Source organism: Streptomyces sp. NPDC096193 (genome assembly GCF_040302905.1).
Taxonomy (GTDB): Bacteria; Actinomycetota; Actinomycetes; order Streptomycetales; family Streptomycetaceae; genus Streptomyces.
On the sequence record NZ_JBEOSJ010000022.1, the window covers coordinates 1,230 to 18,617 of the forward strand.

A 17,388-nucleotide genomic window follows, 5' to 3' on the forward strand; every position below is an offset into this window, starting at 1 on the left:
GCCGCGGTGAACCACTCCGAAGGTCTGGCGACGGCCGGGAACAATGCGGGGGCATCCGCGGTTCTGGTTTCCTGACCGGGGCGCCACCCTTGTGTCCGGGCACCCGGGAAGGGCACGGGACGAGGGGCACGGGACGAGGGCCGCGACACAGAGCCGTAAGGCGGACAGAGGGCCGTAAGGCGGGGGACACGACAAAGGCAAGGCGGGGAGCACGGCAAAGGCGGGGTGCAGCCTGTGGCTCCGCACCCCGCCCTGCTCGGACCCGTGCCGTGACGGCAGGCTCAGCCGCCGAGCTCGACCCCGCCCAGCATGGGGGTCAGCGACGCCGCGGTCTTGAGCACCTGCTGCGGGGCCTGGCCCTTGACGTTGTTGAGGTCGGTCACGGTCCGGGCGACGTCCGTCACCGCGGAGGTGTCCGCCTGGCCGAGATCCTGCGTCGAGGAGAGCGCCTTGACCAGGCCGCCGTTGAGGCTCATCGGGGGCATGGCCGTCATGTCGGCGGCGACTGCGGGGGAGGCCGACCCGATCGCGGCGACGGAGCCCACAACGAGCGCGGCAATCCTCGAGTGCTTCATCTTTTCGCATCCCTTTCTCCGTGGCGTTCATCGCCATCGTCGGGTTGGCTAACGAGTCCTCGACGCCGGAGAAACCCCTGCTCGAATTCTCGTATCAGCTGTTCTTTGCGGTCGAACGGCCGGCCTTGTGCGGCCTGCTCGACGGTGCCTTTCCGGGGCGAGCGAGCCCTGCGTGATTTTCCGCCCGATCTCTGACAAAGTGCCTTCTGATTTGTCGCGTTGATCGAACATGGGGAGCCGTACATGTCGAAGTCGACGGGCTTCGCAGCGCGAGGCGTCCTGGGCGCCATGCTCTGCCTGGCGTTCTCGGCCGCTCCCCTTCCGGCCGGCGCCGCCCCGGGCGAGGAATCGCCTCGCCTTCCTTTCACCCAGCGGTATCAGGCCGTGCAGCACGGTGGTGTCGTCCGCACCGCAAATTCCGCGATCACCTGCCGAAGTCCCAAGTCCCCTTCGGCTCAGTCGTGTTCGGCGGTACGTGCGGGTGGCGCGGGAGCCAACGACGACTGGGACATGTTCTACGTCGATGAGGACGACGACCCCAACACCTACAACTCCAGCCGTGCCGTGCTGGATCTGCCCGCGAATTCCCGCGTGACGTACGCCCGTCTGTACTGGGGCGGAAACCTGCGGGTCAGCGAGCAGAAGCCGCCCAAGGACAACGGCCGGATCCTGATCGCCGAACCCGGGGGCCGCTACAAGGCGGTCCTCGCCGACACCCGCGTCGCCCACCGTGACACGGCCGGCAGTGACGTCTACCAGGCTTCCGCCGACGTCACCCCGCTGGTGCGCCAGAGCGGCGCCGGCCTCTACACCGTGGCGCAGATCAATGTGGCCATGGGGCACTCCAAGGCCGGTGCCTGGGGTGGCTGGACGCTGGTCGTCGCGTACGAGAATAGTGCGGAGCCGCTGCGGCAGATCTCTCTCTGGGACGGTTTCGAGACGCTGGACGCCCGGCGCACGACCCAGGAGGTCCAGCTCGGCGGGCTGCGTATCCCCGCACGCGGAAACGGCCGCGCCGGAATCGTCTCGTACGACGGAGACCGCGGGCAGAAGGGCGATCGTGTGGACGTCCGTACGCCTGGCGGAAAAGCGTTCGGGCTTTTGGATTCCGCGAATCCGGCGACCGATGTCATGAACTCCACGATCGCCGGTCCGGCCGGTGCGATCAGCCGTCAACCTGGCCATATGAACACTCTGGGATACGACTCCGACGTGTTCGACATCAGGCCCGCACTGGTGTCCGGTGGGACGAGTTTGATTTTCCGGTTCAACGCCGAAAACCTCGGATACTTCCTCGGCGTTCTCTTCGTGCAGGCAGACACCCGCCGCTGACGTCTTGATGCGGCGCTGCTCGTTCGAGCCAGATCCACAGTCCACGTCCGAAGAGAGCCGCACGTGCCGCACAGCAGTCGGGCTGATCCGAGCCAACTGACGATTTTTCACCTGGTCCAGCCGGTGGACGGGGGAGTCGCACGGGTCGTCACCGACCTTGTCCGGGCTCAGGTTGCCGAAGGGCTGCGGCCGGTCGTGGCCTGCCCGTCCGGCGGCGGACTCGCCGACAGCGCCGCGGCGGCCGGCGCACGCGTGCGGACCTGGTCCGCGGTCCGTGCCCCCGGGCCCGGACTGCCCAGGGAGGTTCTGGCCGCGGCCCGGCTGATCCGCGGTACGGGCCCCCAGCTGATCCATGCGCACAGTGCCAAGGCGGGGCTCGTCGCCCGGCTCGCCGTACGCGGGCGGGTGCCGACCGTCTTCCAGCCGCACGCCTGGTCCTTCGACGCGGTCGAGGGGCGCGCGGCCGAGATGGCGCTGACATGGGAGCGCTTCGGCACCCGCTGGAGCACCAGGACGCTCTGCGTCAGCGAGAGCGAGCGGCAGGCGGGGGAGCGGGCGGGGATCGCCGCCCGCTGGGCCGTGATTCCCAACGGCATCGACCTCGGTCACTTCGGTGCGCGGGACGGCACGGACGGCACGGACGACCAAGCACAGGCCGACGAGCACACCTACGAGCACACCGACGAGGAGACCCGCCGCAAGCGGGCACGGCTGGCTCTGCCCGAGTTGGGCGACCTGCCCGCCGACGCACCGCTGGTCCTGTGCGTGGGACGGCTGTGCCGCCAGAAGGGCCAGGACGTCCTGCTGCGCGCCTGGCCCCGGGTGTGCGAACTGGCCCCCGGCGCACGGCTGGTACTGGCGGGAGACGGCCCCGACCGCGAGCGGCTCACCGGGGCCGCCCCGCGCAGCGTCCTGTTCGCCGGTGCGGTCCAGGACATCAGGCCGTGGCTGCGCGCCGCGGACCTCGTCGTCCTGCCCTCCCGCTGGGAAGGCATGGCGCTCGCCCCGCTCGAAGCGATGGCCTGCGGAAGGCCGGTCGTGCTGAGCGACGTCAGCGGGGCGCGGGAGAGTCTGCCGCCCGGCCACGAGGCCCACTCCCTCGTACCGCCGGACGATCCGCCGGCCCTTGCGGCCGCCCTCGGCAGGCTGCTCCAGGACGCGGAACTGCGCCGTGCGCTGGGCCGCGAGGCGAAGGCCCACATGCGGGCGACCTGCGACGTACGGAAGACCGCCGCCGCCGTGTCCGGCCTCTACCAGGACCTTCTGAGCTCGCCCCGCCCCCTGACGAGGAAGCGCATCACACGATGACGACGGAGAGTGCCCCCGCGCCCCGAGCCGCCCAGGCCAGGGCCGTCCAGCGCCCGGCCGCCACGATCCATCCGCCCCGCAGGGCCTTTGACGGCGAGGCCGCGGCGCTCGGCCCGCGGAGCATCGACGGCCGCGGTCCGGTCCTGGCGCTGCTCGCCGCCGACGTGCTCGCCGTCGCCCTCACCGCCGGTCTGCTGCTTCCCCGGCTGCCCTGGCCGCCGGTCGTCCTCGGCCTCCTCGCGGTCCTCCAGCCGGCGGCGCAGGCCTGCCGCGGTCTCTACCGGCCGAGCCTGTCCCCCTCGGCCCTCACCGAACTGCCCACGGTCGGCGCGCTCGCGCTGGTGCAGTGGATCGCCGTCGCCGAGGCGCTCACGGCGTACAGCGGCGGATACGCGACCGGCTGGACCACCCTCGCCTGCGCCGTCGTCGCGCAGACGGCGCTCTGCTGCGGCGCCCGCTCGCTCGTCTACCGCTTCAGGCGCTGGACGGCCGTGCGCCGGCCGCAGTCGGCACTGGTCGTCGGCGGCGGGCCGCTCGTCCAGCAGGTCGTCCACGCGCTGTACGAGCACGCGGAGTACGGGATGCGGCCGGTCGGGCAGGTGGCCCCGCGGCGGACACCGGCGCAGGGCGGGGCCGGGCCGCTGCCGGTGCTGGTCAGCCGGCAGGACGTCACCCGCGCGGTCATCCAGAACTCGGTGCGGCACGCCGTGTTCACCACCGAGCCGAACTGCGACGCCGAGACCAGCGCGCTCGTCCCGCTGCTGACCGAACACGGCTGCCGTCTCTGGCTGGTGGACGGTGGCGCGGCTGCCGGGAGCCCCGCGTACCGCGCGGCCGGGCACGACCATCTGTGGGGGTTCTCGGCGCAGCCCCTCAACGCCGGGCTGCACCGGCCGGTCGCCCTCGCCGTCAAGCGCGTCGTCGACATCGTCCTGGCTGCCATAGCGCTGCTCGTGGCGGCTCCCGTGATGGCGGTGTGCGCGCTCGCCGTACGGTTCGCGGACGGGCCCGGGGTGATCTTCCGGCAGGAGCGCATCGGCCTGGACGGACGGCCGTTCGTGCTGCTGAAGTTCCGCACGCTCCGGCCCGCCGACGAGCACGAGTCCGCGACCCGCTGGAGCGTCGCCCGCGACCGGCGCATGAGCTTCACCGGGACCGTGCTGCGCAAGTCGTCGCTCGATGAACTGCCGCAGCTGTGGAACGTGCTGCGCGGCGACATGAGCCTGGTCGGCCCGCGGCCCGAACGGCCGTACTTCGTCGCCACGTTCAGCCGGATCCACCCCGGCTACCAGGCGCGCCACCGGATGCCCGTCGGCATCACCGGCCTCGCCCAGATCAACGGACTGCGCGGCGACACCTCCATCGAGGAGCGCGCCCGCTTCGACAACCACTACATCGACACCTGGACGCCCTGGCAGGACGTGTGCATCCTCGCGCGCACCGCCGTCTCGCTGTTCCGGCTCGGAGGCAGCTGAGCATGAGCGTCCTGTGGTCCGCCGAGCCCGCCGTCCGAACCGCCGGGCCCCCGGTGGGGCCCCCGCCGGCGGCCGACCGTGTCCGCCGCGCCGCGGCCCACTGGTGGCCGCTGCTGCCGCTGATCGTCACCGTTCTGCTGCTCGCCGCCCCGCTCGCCCCGCAGAGCCAGGCGGGCTCCGGCGGCCTCGCACCCGCCGACCTGGCCTCCGGTGTGCTGGTGCTGTTCGCGCTGGTGCGCGTGGTGCGGACGCGGGCCAGACCGCTGACCCCGGTCGCCGCGATCGTTCTCGGCATCCCCGCCGTGGGGTTCGCCGTAGCCACCGTCACCGCCGCCGACCCGCAGGCCGGCCTGCCGGGCCTCGTCCGTTACCTCCAGGTCTTCGTGCTGGTGCCCGCCGCCGTCGTGCTGCTGCTGCGCGACGCCCGCGACTTCCGTGTCGTCATCGGCTGCCTCACCGCCCTCGCCCTCGTGCAGGGCGCGATCGGCATCCACCAGTACGCCACCGGAACCGGCGCCTCGTACATGGGTGAGGACATCCGGGCCGTCGGCACCTTCGGACCGACCGACGTCATGGGTATGGCCACGGTCGTCGCGTACGGGCTGCTGGCCGCCGCCGCCCTCGCGCTGCGCCCACCCGCCGGGACCCCCCGGAAGGTCCGTCTTCTCGCACCGGCCGCGGCCGGTGTGCTGATCGTGCCGCTGGCGCTGTCGTTCAGCCGGGGCTCCTGGATCGCGACCGCCGTCGCCGCCCTCGCCATGATCCTGCTGACGGGGCTCCGCCAGGCCGTACGGGCACTCGCCGTGCTCACCGCCGTCGGCGTCGTGCTCGTCGGCGGTTTCGGTGTCGGATCCGAGATGATCTCCCAGCGGCTCAGCAGCATCACCCAGGTGACCGCGGCGCCCGACCGCTCCGTCACCGACCGGTACACCATGTGGGACGCCGCGACGAGCATGTGGCGCGAGCAGCCGGCCGCGGGCGTCGGCCTCAAGGGCTTCCCCGCCCACCGTGACGGGCACGCCTCCATCGGCCTCTCCTCGGGCAGCGACACCGCGGGCGCCGGTCACGCCTTCCAGAAGCAGCCCCTGCTGTCACCGCACAACATGTATCTGCTGGTCCTCAGCGAGCAGGGCCTCATCGGCCTCACCGCCTTCGTCGGCAGTTGGGCGGCGGTCCTCGCCGGCGGGGTGCGCCGACTGGTCCACGCCCGCCGGGTGCGCACCGCGGCGGCGGACTGCGGACTGGCCGCCGTCGGACTGATGCTCTGGCAGACCGTCGACTTCCTGTACGCGGACATCGGCGGCCCCTCGACCGTCCTCACCGGTGTCGTCCTCGGCCTCGCCGCCTGGTGGGCGCTGGCCGCCCGCGACGAGAAGACTCCGGCATGAACGACACCAGCACCGGACCGGCCGTACGGCCCGCGCCGACCGGCACCGAGCCGCCCCGGCTCGGCAACTTCCTCGCCAAGGCCGCCGCCGTCACGGCCGGTCTGACCGCGGCCGGGGCACTGCTCGGTCTCGTACGCGACCAGGCCATCGCACAGATCTTCGGCGCGAGCACCGACAGCGACGCCTTCCTGATCGCCTGGACCGTGCCCGAGATGGCGTCCACGCTCCTCATCGAGGACGCGATGGCGCTGCTCATGGTGCCCGCCTTCAGCCACGCCCTGGCCCGGCGCGCCGCCGACCGCGCCCGCGACCCGGTACGGGAGCTGGTCTCGGCCACCCTGCCCCGGCTGTTCGCGCTGCTCGCCTGCGCCGCCGCCCTGCTGATCGTGTGCGCGCCGCTCGTCGTCGGGGTCCTCGCCCCCGGCTTCGACAAACCGCAACTGGCCGTCGACTGCACCCGGCTGACCGCGCTGACCGTCCTCACCTTCGGGATCGCCGGATACTTCAGTGCGGCCCTGCGCGCGCACGGCACCTTCGTGCCGCCCGCCGGTGTCTACCTCGCCTACAACGTCGGCATCATCGCCACCACCCTGGCGCTCCACTCCCTGTGGGGCGTACGCGCCGCGGCGGCCGGCGTCGCGGTCGGCGGGCTGCTCATGGTGCTCGTACAACTCCCGTCCTTCGTCCGGCGGGTGACGCGGAGCCGGCCGCGGCGCGCCGAGCGCATCCCCCGGCAGCGCAGCGCCCAGCCGCTCATCGGGTTCGCCGTCCTCGCGCCGGTCGTCCTCTTCGCCGTCAGCCGGCAGTCCCAGGTCCTCGTCGAGCGGTTCCTCGCCTCGTCCCTGCCCGGCGGCGCGATCTCCCATCTCAACTACGCGCAGAAGGTCGCCCAGTTGCCGATGGTGCTGTCCCTGATGATCTGCACGGTCACCTTCCCGGTGGTCGCGAAGGCGATGGCGGACGGCGACCGGGAGCGGGCCCGCCGCCGGGTGGAGCACGATCTGGCGCTCGCCGGGATGGTCGTACTGCTCGGCACCGCGCTCGTCCTCGGCTACGCGCCCCAGCTGATCGAAGTCCTGTTCCAGCGCGGGGCGTTCGACGCGCGGGACACCGAGACCACGGCCACCGTCATGCGCGTCTACGCCACCGGGCTCCTCGGCCACTGCCTGGTCGGCGCGCTGGGCCGGCCGTTCTTCTCCGCCGGGCGGCCCACCTGGTACCCGGCCGCCGCGATGGCCGGTGGTCTGCTGGTCACCACCGTCGCGGGCGCGGCGGCGGTCGGCCGTTTCGGCGTGTACGGCATCGCGGCGGCCAACGCCGCCGGCATCACCACCACCGCCGTAGTGCTGCTGTGCGGCCTCGGCTCCCGGGTGATCGCCATCGAGGTGCGCTCCATCGGCATCTCCCTCGGCCGGCTCGGCGTCGCCGCCGCCGTGGCCTCCGTCGCCGGCGGGCTGACGGCTCCGCTGGTGGCCGACCCCCTGCTCAGCACGGTCACCGGCGGTCTGCTGGTGCCCACAGTCTTCCTCGTCACGGGGTTCGCCGTCAGAGCCCCGGAAGTCCTCCATCTGCTGACCCTGACCCGGCAAAGGATCCGTCATGTCCGCTGACACGGCGCAGACGCACACCGTCGCGCCCACCCGCACCGGCCGTTCCGCCTGGCCCTGGATCCTGATGTACCACTCGGTGGCCGATCCGACGGACGACCCGTACGGCATCACCGTCGCCCCTGACCGGCTCGACCTCCAGCTCGGGTGGCTGCGCCGCCGCGGGCTGACCGGCGTCGGCGTCGGCACCCTGATGCGGGCCCGCGCCCGCGGCGAGGACCGCGGCCTCGTCGGCCTCACCTTCGACGACGGGTACGCCGACTTCGTCGACGCCGCCCTGCCGGTGCTGGAGCGCCACGACTGCGCGGCGACCCTCTTCGTCCTGCCCGGGCGGCTCGGCGGCGGCAACGAATGGGACCCGGAGGGCCCGCGCAAGCCACTGCTGACGGAGAAGCAGATCCACACCGCCGCCGCGGCCGGGACCGAGATGGCCTCCCACGGCCTCTACCATGTCGACCTGACGACGCTCGACGACGAGGTCCTGCGCCAGGAGACCCTGCGCAGCCGCGAATGGATCCATCAGCTCACCGGCACGGCCCCGGAGGGCTTCTGCTATCCGTACGGCACGGTCGACGAGCGGGCCGTCGAAGCCGTCCGCGAAGCGGGCTACAGCTACGGCTGTGCGATCCGGCCCGGTGCCCTGGCCGGGCCGCACGCCCTGCCGCGTACGCACATCAGCCAGGCCGACCAGGGGCTGCGCCTGACGGTGAAGCGGCTGCGGCACCGGCTCGGGACGTGACCGCGGTGAAGGCGCTGCACATCATCACCGGCCTCGGCGCAGGCGGTGCCGAGCAGCAGCTGCGGGTGCTGCTGCGCCATCTTCCGGTGCACTGCGACGTGGTGACGCTGACGAACCCCGGTGCGGTCGCCGACGGGCTGCGGGCGGACGGTGTCGACGTGCTGCACCTCGGGATGCGGGGCAACCGGGACCTCCAGGCGCTGCCCCGGCTGACCCGCCTGATCCGGCGGGGCGCGTACGACCTCGTCCACACGCATCTGTACCGCGCCTGCGTCTACGGGCGGATCGCGGCGCGGCTCGCGGGCGTCCGCGCCACCGTCGCGACCGAGCACTCGCTCGGGCGGGCCGAGATCGAGGGCCGGCCGCTCACCCGCCCGACCCGCGCGCTGTACCTCGGCACCGAGCGGCTGGGCTCGGCGACGGTCGCCGTCTCCGACACGGTCGCGGCCCGGCTGTCCGACTGGGGCGTGCCCGCCGAGCGGATCCATGTCGTCCCCAACGGCATCGACGCCGCCCGCTTCCGCTTCAGCGCCGCCGAACGGCTCGCCACCCGGGCCCGTCTCGGCATTGCGCCGGACGCCTTCGTGGTGGGCGGGGTCGGCCGCCTGGTGCCCGGCAAACGCTTCGACGTCCTGGTCCGCGCGGTGGCGGCGCTGCCCGGCGCCCGGCTCCTGGTGGCGGGCGACGGCCCCGAACTGACCGCGCTGAACACCCTGGCCGCCCGGCTCGACGCCGCCGACCGCATCCGCTTCCTCGGCGAGTGCGACGCCCACGCCGGTGCGGCCGCCCCCGCCGTCCCGGCGCTGCTGAGCGCCATGGACGTGTTCGTCTCGGTCTCCCGCGAGGAGGCCTTCGGGCTCGCCGTGGTCGAGGCGCTGGCCGCCGGGCTGCCCGTACTGCACAGCACCTGCCCGGCCGTCGAGGACCTGCCGTCCCGTCAGGCCCCCGGCGCCCGCCGCATCGACGGCACCACGCAGGAGCTGACGGCCCTCCTGCGGGAGCGGATGACGGCCGCGGCGCAGCGGTTCGATCCGCCTCCGGCCGTTGCCCACTACGACATCGCCCGCAGCAGTGAACGCCTCATGGACGTCTACGCGCACGCGCTCGCCGCGAGCCCTTCCCGCATGCCCACCCCCTCGACCGAGAGAACACGCCGATGACCGAGTCGCCCCAGCAGGAACCCGCCGCCCGACGAGGGCACGGCCGGCTGCGCGCCAGGAACACCTCGCTGCCCCTGTGGTGGGCGCTTCCCGCGTGCGTACTCGCCGGTGCGCTGTGCGGCACCGTGTACGGCGTGACGGCGACACCGCAGTACGCGGCCACCAGCTATGTCATCGCCGTCTCCGACAAGGACGCCCAGCCCGGTGCCGCGCTCGGCTTCGCACAGGCGTACGGCCGGATCGCCACCAGCGACTCCACCCTCGCCAACGCGCGCGTGGCCGCCGGGGTCTCGGCGAAGACCCTGCGCAGCCAGGTGCGGACCGAGACCTCGCCCGACTCGCCGATGATCGCGATCACCGGTACGTCGGACCGGCCCGCCGAGGCGGCCGGCTTCGCCAACGCGGTGGCCGACGCCGTCTTCGTCGGCAGCAACCAGGTGGCCAAGAACACCGGGGTGCGGCTGATGAGCTTCTCCCCGGCCATTCCGCCCGCCGAACCCGTCTCTCCGTCGGCACCCCTCGCCGCGGCCGTGGGCGGCTGCACCGGAGGGCTCCTGGGTGGCCTGTTCCTGCTCGTGCGGCCCCGGCGCGGCAGCCGGCCCTCGGCCGTGACCACCGTTCCCGCCCCGGCCGGTTCCGTCGCGGCCGAGAGGGAGCTGGTGTGATGGACACGGAACGGGAGGGCATGGCCGTCACGCTGGTCCGCGACCAGCGTGACTTCGCACGGCTGCGGCCGGAGTGGGACGAGCTGCAACACCGCTGCTCCACCGCCACACCGTTCCAGAGCCACGCCTGGCTGGAGTCCTGGTGGCTCTCCTACGGCACGGACGGACGGCTGCGGATCGTGCTCGTACGCCTGGACGGTCGGCTGATCGCGGCGGCTCCTCTGATGCTGGTCCACCGTCCGATGCCGCTGCTCGTGTCCCTGGGCGGCGGAATCTCCGACTACGGCGACATCCTCGTCGACGACGAGCACGCGGACCGTGCGATCGAGGCCCTGGAGAGGGGACTCCAGCAGGCGGCCCGCCACGCGGTCATCGATCTGCGCGAGGTACGGCCCGGTGCCGCGGCCGAGCGGCTCTACGAGACCTGGACCGGCCCCAGGCGGCAGCTCACCGACTCCGTCTGCCTGGAGCTCCCGGCGGAGCCGATCGACGAGCTGGTCAAGCGGATGCCGTCCGGCCGGGCCCAGCGCGTCCGCGCGAAGCTGCGCAAGATCGACGCGCTGAGGATCGAGGGCTACACCGTCACCGAGCACGAGGTGCCCACCGCCATGGAGCACCTTCTGCGGCTGCACGAACTCCAGTGGCGGGGCCGCGGGGTGACGGTCGAGCATCTGCGTCCCAGGTTCGCGGAGCATCTGGTGCGGGCGACCCGCCGGCTGGTCCGCGACGGGAACGCGGCGCTCACCGAGTACCGGCTGGACGGCGAGGTCGTGGCGGCCAACGTGGCCCTGATGTCCGACGGCCTCACCGGCGGCTACCTCTACGGCGCCCACCCGGAGCTGCGCGAGAAGAAGGTCGACGTCGCGACGATGCTGCTGCGGCACGACGTCAATCTGGCGGCGGCGACCGGACGCAGGGTGGTGAGCCTGCTGCGGGGCAAGGAGTCGTACAAGAGCCACTGGCGTCCCGAGGCGGTCACCAACCAGCGGCTGATCATGGCGCCGTCCCGGCTCGGGCCTGCGCTGTCCCTGCACGCCGGGCGGGCACAGTTCCGCGACCACGCGGCGGGGACCGTGAAGGCACGGTTCCCCGCCGCGCAGCAGTGGCGTGCCCGGCTGAACGACCTGCGGGCGGCCGGGCCGCGCTGAGGACTGTCCGCTAGAACCAACTGCCGGGCAGCGGCACGCTGATGCAGATCTGCCGCTCGTACCCGCCCGCTCCCTGGCCGGGCCAGGCGCCGAGCCGCACCGGGAAGCACCACTCGGTGGAGTTCGTCTCCTTCGGCGGCACGGTGGGGGTCGGCTTCGGCGCCGGCTTGACGGGTGTGGAGGACGGGGTCGGCTGCGGAGCCGGCGTGGTCGGGGTGACCGGGACGGGTGTCGTCTCGACCGGCTTCGGCGTCACCGGAGCGGTCGGGGTCGGCGTCGGGGTCGGGGTCGGCGTGGGAGTCGGTGTGGGAGTGGGCGTGGGCGGCACGGGCGTCGGGGCCGGTACCGGTGTCGTCTCGACCGGCTTGGGCGTCGGCTTGGGAACAGGCACCGGCACGACGGGCGGGCTGGGCACGACCGGAGGAGTCGGTACGACCGGGGGAGTGGGGACGACCGGGGGAGTGGGCAGGACCGGCGGCGTCGGAAGGACCGGCTTCGCGAACAGCATCGACCGAAAGACCATCGACGACTTGGGGTTGTCATCACACTGCCAGACGCCGTGCGGACAGTAGTCTGTGATGGTCTGGTAGAGCGGTTTGTGCCGCTCGATCCATTCCAGCATTCCCCGCATGTACTCGGGGTTGTCGCCGTTCCGGAAGAGTCCCCATTCCGGGTACGAGATCGCCTTGTTGTGAGCCGCAGCGAATTCGACCTGCTTCTGCAGTCCGTACGGAGCCGTCGCCTGCTCCTGGAACGTCCGTCCGGGAGCCTGGTCGTACGAATCCATGCCGATGATGTCCACGACGTCGTCGCCGGGATAGCACTCGGTCCAGGGAATCGCGTCCGTCCCCCGGTTCGGGGCGAAGTCGAAGCGGAACTTCTGCCCCGGCACCGAACGCATGGCCGTGACGATGCGATTCCAGTACGTCTTCCAGGACGCCGGATCCGGGCCGCAGCGGTGCGTGTACGTGATGCCGTTCATCTCCCAGCCGAGCACGATCACCGTGTCCGGCGCCCCCAGGTCGACCAGACGGCCTGCCAGAGTCCGGAAGTGGTGATCGAACTGACCCTCGGCACCCGCCCTCAGCAGCCGGCGGACCTCGTGGTCGGGGACGCGCGCCTCGTTCCGCTCCAGCATGGGCACGTTGAGCACGAACAGCCGGTCGTCCGCGCCGCGCCGCCACCGGGCCCACTCGTCCAAGAAGTGCGAGCCGCCGGCGATGTTGGTCCACAGGTCGCCCGGCAGATAGGTGTGACCGACCTTCAGTTCCGTGCCGCCGAGCCATCGCGAGAGTTCCGCCATGCGCCGGACGCCGTCCGGGCCGTAGTGGAGATAGGCGCCCATGGCGACCGACGAGGGACTCGCCGGGGCCGGAGTCGGGTCGTCGGCCGGGGTCGCGCCCGCCGGGAGTTCTCCGTACACGCCCACGGAGATCAGGAGACTGGCGGCAACCGTCCCGATGCACGTGCCGGTGAGCCGGCGCCGTTGGGTCATGGCTCCTCCTTGCGAGCTGGCGGCCTGTCAGACCTGTCCGTGCTGTCGCATTCACGACGTACACGACCGTAGGCAGAAAGTCTTACTAATGGGCTGTCTGAAAGCTCGTCAGTAGGCCATTTGCGATACAGGGCGCGTTATTCAGGACCATCCAGGTGAAAGTTGTGACGTTGATGCCACCGTTCGACGACGGAGTTCCCGCTCTGGTGCTGCGACTCGACCGCAATCCCTTTCACCACGGCACGCTCGGAGCGGTCAGATCGCTGGGCCGCGCGGGTGTCGAAGTGCATGCCGTGGTGGAGTCGGCCGACAGTCCGGTCGCCCGCTCCCGCTTTCTGCACCGGGCCCATCCGGGGCTGAGGGGGACCGTCACTCCCGAGGCCTTCGTGGAGATGCTGCTGCGCGTCTCGGACCGGATCGGCCGACGGGCCGTTCTGGTCGCCATGGACGACGTGAGCGCGATCCTCGCCGCCGCGCACGGGCCGCGGCTCGCCGGGCGCTACGTCTTTCCCGAGCAGCCCGCCGGGCTGCCGGGGCGGCTCGCGGACAAGGCCGAGCTGGCCGAGCTGTGCGCTGCCGCGGGGATCGGTCATCCCGAGACCGTCGTCCCCGACGGCCCCGGCGAGGCGGCCGGCGCCGCGGACCGGCTCGGGCTGCCGCTGGTGGCGAAGTGGAGCCGGCCCTGGCTGCTGTCGCCCGCCACCGGGCTGCGCAGCACGACGCTCGTGCGCTCCGCGGACGAGGCGCGCGGACTCTTCGCCCGCAGCCCCCTCGCCGGGAGCAGGCTGCTCCTCCAGCGATTCCTGCCCGACGCGCCGGCGTCCGACTGGTTCTTCCACGGTTACTTCGGCCGCGACTTCACCTGTCTGCACGGGGGCAGTGGACGCAAGCAGCTGTCCTGGCCGGTCGGCACCGGCCTCACCGCGATGGGCCGCTGGCAGCCCAACCCCGAGGTGGAGGCGGCCGCTTCGCGGCTGGTCTCCCACGTCGGCTATCACGGCATCCTCGACCTCGACTTCCGTCGGGAGGAGTCCACCGGCAGCTATCAGCTGCTCGACGTCAATCCGAGGCCCGGCGCCCAGTTCCGGCTGTTCACGGACACGGGTGGCCTGGACGTCGTGCGGTCCCTGTACCTCGACCTCACGGGCGGTTCCGTGCCGGGTCCGTCCGCCCGGCCGGGACGCGTGTTCGTCGCGGAGAACTACGCGCTGCTCTCCGCTGCCGTGTCCGTGCGCCGGGGGAGGCCCGCCCCGGTGTCCGTACGCCGGGAGAGGCCCGCGGCCGGCCCGCGGCCGGAAAGCCCCGCGCAGGGCGTGGAGACCGCCTGGTTCGCACGGGACGACCCGCGGCCCTTCTTCTCCATGACCCGGGCCTGGTTCGGCCGCGGGCTGGGCAAAGGCGCCGGCCGGCTGCGGGCCCTGCTGGGACCGCACCCCGCGGCCGCCTCCCCCGGACCGCCCCGGCCGCGCGCGTCGGCCACCGACGGCTCCGCCGGCCGGACCGACACCGCGTCCCTGTCCTGAGCCGCCGCGCGCGGCCCCACGTCACGGCCGCGAGGCCCTGACCCACCCGAGCCCCGATGGCAGAGAGCGAGAAGCGAACCATGTACGACGTGGCAGTGATCGGCGCGGGCCCCTACGGCCTGTCGGTGGCGGCGCATGCCGCCGCGGCCGGGATGAGTCTGAAGGTCTTCGGCCGGACCATGGCCTCCTGGCGCGACCACATGCCGCAGGGCATGTTCCTGAAGTCGGAGCCGTGGTCGTCCAACCTCTCCGACCCCGGCGGCGACCGTACGCTCGAACGCTTCGGGGCGGAACGGGGCTTCGCCACCCGGCACGGGGAGCCGCTTCCCATCGGGGCGTTCACCGACTACGGGCTCTGGTTCGCCGAGCACGCGGTCCCGGGCGTCGACGAGCGGACCGTCACATCGGTCGCGCCGGCCGGGGACGGATTCCATCTCGCGACGGCCGACGGCGAACGGGTGCACGCCCGTACCGTCGTCCTGGCCGTGGGGGTCATGCCCTTCGTCACCGTCCCCGAGGCACTGGCCGGTCTGCCGCCGCGGTACGTCTCCCACAGCAGCGGCCACCGGGACCTGGACCGCTTCCGCGGCCGGGACGTGGTGGTCGTCGGGGCGGGGCAGGCGGCGCTGGAGACGGCGACCCTGCTCGCCGAGCGCGGCGCCCGGCCGCGCCTGGTGGCCCGCGCGGACCGGCTCAACTGGAACACCGTGCCCGAGCCGCTGGAGCGCGGCCCGCTGCGGTCGCTCCGCAGTCCGCACAGCGGCCTCGGCACCGGCTGGACGAGCTGGGTCTGGTCACAGACGCCCTGGGCCGTACGGAAGTTGCCCGCGTCCACGCGCGAGCGCATCGCGAACACGGCGCTCGGCCCGGCCGGCGCGTGGTGGCTGCGGGAGCGCTACGAGCAGCAGGTGCCCGCCCTGCTGGGGCATCACCTGCACGGCGCCGGGGTCCGGGACGGCCGGGTACGGCTGGTCCTCGGCGCGCCCGGCGGGGGCACGAGCACCCTGGACGCCGACCATGTCGTCGCGGCGACCGGCTTCACCCCCCACCTCGACCGGCTGGGTCTGCTCGACGCCTCCCTGCGACGGGCGGTCACCACCGTCGGCAGCAGCCGGGCTCCGGAGTTGAGCGCGGGGTTCGAGTCCTCGTGTCCGGGGCTGTTCTTCGCCGGGCTGCTGGCGGCGCCGTCCTTCGGTCCGTCCATGCGCTTCGTCCACGGCGCGACCTTCACGGCGCACCGGCTCGTCGCGGGGGTGCGCAGACGGCTGCGCGACAGGACTCCGGCCCGTGTGCCGCAGCCTGCCGCGCCGGTCGCCGCGGGGTCGGTGCCGGCGGTCAGGCCGGGTGGCGGTCGTCGTGGAGCCAGCCCCTGCGGGGCGGTGGAGGACCGTTGAAGGGGTCGGGGGAACTGGCGGTCGGTGTCGGGAAGTGGGAGAGGCGGTTCCACTCCACGTCGGGCCTGCCGGGAAGGGTGCGGCCGGCGGCTGCCCACTCCTTCGACAGCTGGTCGTAGATGGGGTTGCTGCCGGCGGGCGGGCCCGCCGGTCGGGGACTCGGATCCGGCGTGGAGAGCGTCTGGACGCGCTGCCATCGGGCAGGCGCAGTTGTCCTTGCCATAAGTCGGCAAACGCCTGCCCGCAGCCGAAGTCACTGCCGGGGGGTGGACACGGGGTACGGCAGGAACGGTTTTTCGAGCCCGGGTGGTGTGCCGGGCCCGTGCGCCCCCTCGCGCGCCCTCGAACCACCGTGGGGGACACGGGCGGCGACACGCCCGCGGATGGCGGATTTCCGGTGGAAAGGCCGTGATGATGCGGAAAACGACTCGCACCTAGGGGGTCCGATGCGTCAGGTAGTTTCCGCGCTGCTCCTCTCGACGCTCGCGATGGGCGCCACCGCCTGTCAGAGCGCCTCCGACGGCGGCCGGACACCGCCGTCCCCGGCCGCCGCCGAGGCGATGCCGCCCGACGCCAAGGCGTCCGGAGCGGGACGGACGGGCGCCCGCGGTCCGGGCACCCGGGGTCCGGCCCTCATCGGTGACACGGTCGATCTCGGCGGCCGGGCGTTCGGCGAGCACCTTCGGGTGTCGGTCCTCGGGTACGTCGACCCCGCCCGCAGCGTCCGCGCCGCGCACCGGCCGGCGGCCGGCAGGCGGTGGGTCGGTGTCGACCTCTCCGCGGTCAACGTCGGCGGGACGTCCTACGACGCGCGCATCACGAAGGCATGGGTCACCGACGAAAAGGGCCGCCGTCATCCGGCGGTCGGAACGGGCGAGATCACCACGGGATTCCCGGCGGCATGGAACACCCTTGCGGCCGGTGAACACGCAGAGGGCTGGCTGGTTTTCGAAGTCCCGGAGAATGCCCGGATCAGGAGGTTCCACAGCACTGTCGGAGATTCGCCGCTCACCTGGCAGCTTCAGCTTCCCCCATCCAGGTGAATGCGTGGCGGGGTGCGGTCCGGCAGGGCACTAGGGTGCCGAGCCATGACCACTGCGAACACCGCGAAAAACCCCGTTCAGCGCCGTGAGTTGGGAACTCTCTCCGTTCTCGCCTGGACCGGTGACCCCGAAGCCGGCCATGACATGCCGTATCTGCTGGCCTATTCGCTGGGCGATGGTGCGGAGGGCCCCGAGGCCGGAGAAAAGGCGGCCCTGGAAATGATCGGGGAACTCGGACTGAAGACCGGTGGTGGTATGACCGACGCCACCCGGGCCTCCTTCAACTCCCCGATCCGGCTGCTCGTCGAGGGCGGCCAGGCCGTCCTCACCCTGCCGAGTCTGAGCGCACAGTGCCCCGTCCCGAAGGAGTGGCTCGCCGCCGCCGAGGAGCGCGGCCATGTGCACTTCATGATCGCGAGCCGGCCGTGGGCCGAGGCGGCCCCGGGCCGGCCCGTCACCGAGGAGATGATGCAGGCCTTCCTCGGCGACGAGCAGACGCTCCTGACCGCGGCCCATGTCCTGCTGCCGGTCGGCCA

At 72.6% G+C, this 17,388-nt stretch carries 16 protein-coding genes; 14 read left to right on the forward strand and 2 right to left on the reverse strand.

Translation table 11 applies throughout. From position 1 onward, the window contains the following. Positions 1 to 281: 281 nt before the first annotated feature. Positions 282 to 575 carry a hypothetical protein gene (locus tag ABTX78_RS26870; RefSeq protein ID WP_352209372.1) on the reverse strand — a complete coding sequence of 98 codons (294 nt, stop codon included), beginning with the start codon at positions 573 to 575 and terminating at the stop codon, positions 282 to 284. Between the two features lie 20 nt (positions 576 to 595). Here ABTX78_RS26870 and ABTX78_RS26875 point away from each other — a divergent pair, with 20 nt between their 5' ends. From ABTX78_RS26875 to ABTX78_RS26920, 10 genes are all read left to right on the forward strand, one after another. Then, on the forward strand, positions 596 to 751 hold the full coding sequence (locus ABTX78_RS26875; RefSeq protein ID WP_352209373.1) for a hypothetical protein: 156 nt from the start codon (positions 596 to 598) through the stop codon (positions 749 to 751). A gap of 67 nt (positions 752 to 818) precedes the next feature. Beyond that, positions 819 to 1,907, forward strand: a complete 1,089-nt coding sequence (locus ABTX78_RS26880; protein ID WP_352209374.1) for a DUF3344 domain-containing protein — start codon at positions 819 to 821, stop codon at positions 1,905 to 1,907. Positions 1,908 to 1,970: 63 nt separating this feature from the next. Beyond that, positions 1,971 to 3,215: a glycosyltransferase family 4 protein gene (locus tag ABTX78_RS26885; protein WP_352209375.1), complete on the forward strand. Its 1,245-nt coding sequence runs from the start codon at positions 1,971 to 1,973 to the stop codon at positions 3,213 to 3,215. Beyond that, the gene (locus ABTX78_RS26890; protein ID WP_352209376.1) at positions 3,212 to 4,690 is read left to right on the forward strand and encodes an exopolysaccharide biosynthesis polyprenyl glycosylphosphotransferase; all 1,479 of its coding nucleotides are present in this window, start codon (positions 3,212 to 3,214) and stop codon (positions 4,688 to 4,690) included. The genes ABTX78_RS26885 and ABTX78_RS26890 overlap by 4 nt, the downstream gene beginning before the upstream one ends. Before the next feature lie 2 nt (positions 4,691 to 4,692). After that, the gene (locus ABTX78_RS26895; RefSeq protein WP_352209377.1) at positions 4,693 to 6,078 is read left to right on the forward strand and encodes an O-antigen ligase family protein; all 1,386 of its coding nucleotides are present in this window, start codon (positions 4,693 to 4,695) and stop codon (positions 6,076 to 6,078) included. Beyond that, complete coding sequence (murJ, locus tag ABTX78_RS26900) at positions 6,075 to 7,688, forward strand: murein biosynthesis integral membrane protein MurJ (RefSeq protein ID WP_352209378.1); 1,614 nt, start codon at positions 6,075 to 6,077, stop codon at positions 7,686 to 7,688. The genes ABTX78_RS26895 and murJ overlap by 4 nt, the downstream gene beginning before the upstream one ends. Then, the gene (locus ABTX78_RS26905) at positions 7,678 to 8,424 is read left to right on the forward strand and encodes a polysaccharide deacetylase family protein (RefSeq protein WP_502993972.1); all 747 of its coding nucleotides are present in this window, start codon (positions 7,678 to 7,680) and stop codon (positions 8,422 to 8,424) included. The genes murJ and ABTX78_RS26905 overlap by 11 nt, the downstream gene beginning before the upstream one ends. Positions 8,425 to 8,429: 5 nt before the next feature. Then, entirely contained in the window at positions 8,430 to 9,584 is a 1,155-nt protein-coding gene (locus ABTX78_RS26910; RefSeq protein ID WP_352209476.1) for a glycosyltransferase, read from the forward strand. Further along, a complete protein-coding gene (locus ABTX78_RS26915) occupies positions 9,581 to 10,249 on the forward strand; it encodes a YveK family protein (RefSeq protein WP_352209379.1) in 669 nt (222 codons plus the stop codon). The genes ABTX78_RS26910 and ABTX78_RS26915 overlap by 4 nt, the downstream gene beginning before the upstream one ends. Beyond that, positions 10,249 to 11,397 carry a GNAT family N-acetyltransferase gene (locus ABTX78_RS26920; RefSeq protein ID WP_352209380.1) on the forward strand — a complete coding sequence of 383 codons (1,149 nt, stop codon included), beginning with the start codon at positions 10,249 to 10,251 and terminating at the stop codon, positions 11,395 to 11,397. The genes ABTX78_RS26915 and ABTX78_RS26920 overlap by 1 nt, the downstream gene beginning before the upstream one ends. Before the next feature lie 10 nt (positions 11,398 to 11,407). On the opposite strand, the gene ABTX78_RS26925 is transcribed toward ABTX78_RS26920, so the two are convergent. Further along, complete coding sequence (locus tag ABTX78_RS26925) at positions 11,408 to 12,892, reverse strand: glycoside hydrolase family 26 protein (protein WP_352209381.1); 1,485 nt, start codon at positions 12,890 to 12,892, stop codon at positions 11,408 to 11,410. 173 nt (positions 12,893 to 13,065) lie between these two features. Here ABTX78_RS26925 and ABTX78_RS26930 point away from each other — a divergent pair, with 173 nt between their 5' ends. The 4 genes from ABTX78_RS26930 to ABTX78_RS26945 all read left to right on the forward strand — a co-directional run. Next, positions 13,066 to 14,415: a carboxylate--amine ligase gene (locus ABTX78_RS26930; protein WP_352209477.1), complete on the forward strand. Its 1,350-nt coding sequence runs from the start codon at positions 13,066 to 13,068 to the stop codon at positions 14,413 to 14,415. A gap of 80 nt (positions 14,416 to 14,495) precedes the next feature. Next, complete coding sequence (locus ABTX78_RS26935; RefSeq protein WP_352209382.1) at positions 14,496 to 15,809, forward strand: FAD-dependent oxidoreductase; 1,314 nt, start codon at positions 14,496 to 14,498, stop codon at positions 15,807 to 15,809. A gap of 446 nt (positions 15,810 to 16,255) precedes the next feature. Then, positions 16,256 to 16,852 (forward strand): DUF4352 domain-containing protein, encoded by a 597-nt coding sequence (locus ABTX78_RS26940; RefSeq protein ID WP_352209383.1) that lies wholly within the window; start codon positions 16,256 to 16,258, stop codon positions 16,850 to 16,852. A gap of 45 nt (positions 16,853 to 16,897) precedes the next feature. Further along, the coding region (locus ABTX78_RS26945; protein WP_352209384.1) for a DUF5949 family protein at positions 16,898 to 17,388 on the forward strand (491 nt) is incomplete at its 3' end.